This window comes from Lysinibacillus alkalisoli, from assembly GCF_014643595.1.
In the GTDB taxonomy this organism is placed as follows: Bacteria; Bacillota; Bacilli; order Bacillales_A; family Planococcaceae; genus Metalysinibacillus; species Metalysinibacillus alkalisoli.
This window is the reverse complement of record NZ_BMJT01000024.1, coordinates 1-3,011: the sequence shown is the minus strand read 5'-3', so window position 1 is coordinate 3,011 and position 3,011 is coordinate 1. Positions and strand designations below refer to the sequence as shown.

1 protein-coding gene is annotated in these 3,011 nt (G+C 44.4%); it reads left to right on the top strand.

Annotated elements, in window-relative coordinates; genetic code table 11:
- On the top strand, nucleotides 1-3,011 hold a 3,011-nt coding region (locus IEW44_RS15955; protein WP_373286144.1), incomplete at both ends, for a non-ribosomal peptide synthetase.

The following is a 3,011-nucleotide window of genomic DNA, read 5'->3' as shown; positions in this document are numbered from 1 at the left end:
TATTAGAGGAGTATAGTGATTCGTCTTCTTTTTCACTGATTCAAACCTATTTTAATCGTCTACCTCTTCATCCCCATTTGGATCAAGTAGTCGGACCTTTTGTTTCCACGAACATTTTTGTGGCAGATCAACGTTTCAAGGATTGGAAGCAACAGGCTCAAGTCAATCAAAAACAGGTTTGGGAAGACTTGGACCATAGCTCGGTCAGTGGTATTCGGGCTATGCGTGAGTTACGAGCGAAGCAAAAAGGTAAAGTAATTCCTGATTTTCCAGTCGTCTTTACAAGCATGTTGAATAACGTAGGAAAAGTAGGTCAAGGGCGACCAAGTTGGTTCCAGTATATGACATATAACATTACGCAAACACCGCAGGTATACTTGGATCATCAAATATCAGAACGCAACGGTGTGCTTCACTTTAACTGGGATGTAGCGGAAGGGTATCTTCCTCGGCCGTTAGTGGAGGAAATTTTTGGGAGATATGAACGCCGCTTGCAGGAAGTCATCCTGGAAGATCAAATGGTTGTATCATCTACGACATCTTCTTCATTTGGACTTACGGATCTCCAACAAACTTATGTGTTAGGGCGTCTGCAGGGAGAAAATAAACAAAGTTGTCAAATGTATCAAGAGTTCCAGGTTGAACAGTTGGATGTTCCTCGTCTTCAACAGGTCTGGCAACAACTCATTGAGTATCATGAAATGTTACGAGCTATTGTACATGAGGATGGAACGCAAGAGATTTTGAACCGAGTACCAGCCTATAAGATTCCAGTAAACCTGGCTCAAGATGCCCGTCAACTGGATGCATTTATTCAAAAGGTTCGTGAAGAATTACAGAATCAAGTATTACCATTAGGAAAGTGGCCGCTTTTTGACCTTCGGGTCACTCAGGGTGAAGAGCTCTCATACGTCCATTTATGTACCGATGCATTGATTGCGGACGGGGCAAGTCTGTTCCTGTTGTACCGACAGCTAATGGCTCTCTATGAGAATCCCAAAACCAAGCTCTCTCCGTTGGAAGTATCTTACCGGGAATACTGTCAATATATAAACGAGCAACGACAATCAGTAGAAGGACAAAAGGCACGGGCGTATTGGGAGAGGAAGATGGCAACCCTCGTTCCTGGTCCTATCCCTTCCTTAACAAGCAACTCGTCTCGATCAACTATACAAGGAGTCACATTGGACTGGAGAGCCTTGAAGGAAAAGGCTTCCCGTTGGGGCGTAAAACCTGGAACGGTCCTACTAACAGCTTTTCAAGAGGTATTATCTAACTACTTTGGCCATGCTTTCACCACGGTAGTGGTGAATTGGGATCGTCCAACTATTCATAAGCAAGTGAACAAATTGATCGGGGATTTTACTACTTTAAGTTACATTGAGTCCCTCTCAACTGAACGATCTTTCTTACATAGAGCTCGAGTCAATCAAAGAGAGTTGGAGGAGGATTTTTCTCATCACCTGGTGAGCGGGATGCATGGACTGCGGAAACGAGCGATGAGCCGTAAAGATGAAGGATTTCTTTCATTCCCTATTGTGTTTACGAATCTTGTGGAAGAGGAAATATACCTCCCTTCGGGATGGGAAATGGGATATAGCAGCTCCAAAACGCCAGGTATTTACTTGGATATGATTCCTGTTGAAAAGAATGGCGTCCTTCATTTTCATTGGGACGTGATGGAAGGGCTGTTTTCACCAGGTGTTAAACAGACACTCTTCACCCGCTTCAGTGAACGGTTAGCGGAACTTGCCTCTGATGAAAAAAGCTGGGAGGGACAACCAATGGAAAGTCAAACAGATACCTTTTCTACGATTCATGAGTGGTTTGAACGACAGGTGGATCTTTATCCGCAAAACCTTGCGCTCAAATGGAATCATGAAGTGATGACGTACCAAACGCTCAACAATCGTTCTAACCAATTGGCACGTTACCTGCAGTCGAGAGGGGTAGGGCCTGAAGTGATGGTGGGCATTTGTGTAGAACGCTCACTAGATATGATAGTTGGAATATTAGGAATTTTGAAAGCTGGAGGTGCTTATGTACCGCTGGATCCGGCCTATCCGAAGGATCGCCTTGCGTATATCTTGGAGGATTCATATGTTTCCCTGGTATTAACCCAAGAAACTGTGCATTCCTCGCTTCCAGAAACAAAAGCGACTCTCATTTGTTTAGATCGTGATCAACATCTTTGGTCTTCTCAAGCCGTTACGAATCTACACGTACCTGTGGGCAAAGATGGTCTAGCTTATGTGATTTATACATCCGGCTCGACTGGTAGACCGAAAGGAGTGTTGGTGACCCATCAAAACGTTATTCGTTTGATGCAAGAAACGGAAGAATGGTACCGCTTTAATGAGCGAGATACTTGGACACTTTATCATTCTTACGCTTTTGATTTCTCGGTTTGGGAAATTTGGGGAGCTCTTTTATATGGAGGAAAGTTAATTATTGTTCCTTATAAGACAAGTCGATCCTTTGAATCTTTCTATGAGTTACTCGTGGAAGAACGGGTCACGGTCTTAAACCAAACGCCGACGGCGTTCCGTCAGCTCATGAGAGTAGATGAGCAGAACGAACAACCTCTCGCTTTACGTTATGTGATTTTCGGAGGAGAAGCACTCGATCCACGCATGCTTCAAGGCTGGTTTGAACGTCATGGCGATCAAAAACCGCAACTGGTGAATATGTATGGGATTACAGAAACTACCGTGCATGTGACCTATCGTCGAATTACAAAGAAAGATACCGATTCGCCAAGTAGTGTGATAGGGACTCCTATTCGAGATCTTCAGGTCTATATATTGGATGAGCACCTTCAAGCTGTACCGTCAGGTACTGTAGGTGAAATGTATGTAGGGGGGGGAGGCGTAGCACGAGGTTATCTGAATCAAGAAAAACTAACAAAAGAACGGTTCATTCCGAGTCCGTTTACCCCTCAGGAACGCCTCTATAAAACAGGGGATTTGGCTCATTATACGGAGAGCGGGGAGCTAGCGTTTGTGGGGAGA